Here is a 504-nt window from a genome sequence, read left to right as displayed (position 1 = left end):
ATCTGGAAATCCTGTTTTCCCTCGGCGCAGGCGTCGACCAGTTCCGCTTCGATGCGGTGCCCGCGACGGTGAAGGTCGTGCGCATGATCGAGGAAGGCATCGTGCGCATGATGCAGGAATATGTGACGCTCGCCGTGCTTGCGCTCCACCGCAACCTGCCCGCCTATCTGGCGCAGCAGCGCGCCAGCGAGTGGCGAGATATTGCGCAGCTCCAGGCCGGGTCGCGCCGGATCGGCGTGCTCGGTCTCGGCCAACTGGGCCAGGCCGTCCTCGACCGGCTGAAGCCCTTCGGCTTCCCGCTGTCGGGCTGGAGCCGCTCGCCGTGGCAGATCGAGGGCGTGCGCTGCCATCATGGCGAGCTCGGGTTGAAAGAGATGCTCGCTGCCAGCGATCTACTCGTCTGCCTGCTACCGCTGACCGAGGAGACGCGTGGGTTCCTGAATGCCAATCTGTTCGCGAAATTGCCCGAGGGCGCTGCGCTCGTCCACACTGGGCGCGGGCCGC

At 66.5% G+C, this 504-nt stretch carries 1 protein-coding gene; it reads left to right on the top strand.

The features are described from left to right. Positions 1-504, top strand: a 504-nt coding sequence (locus EN874_RS32205) for an NAD(P)-dependent oxidoreductase (RefSeq protein ID WP_281061458.1), incomplete at both ends; no start/stop codon positions are given.

Origin of the sequence: Mesorhizobium sp. M1D.F.Ca.ET.231.01.1.1 (assembly GCF_003999155.2) — a bacterium.
GTDB lineage: Bacteria > Pseudomonadota > Alphaproteobacteria > Rhizobiales > Rhizobiaceae > Mesorhizobium.
The sequence above is the reverse complement of the archived record's forward strand: the minus strand, read 5'-3'. Positions and strand labels throughout refer to the sequence as shown.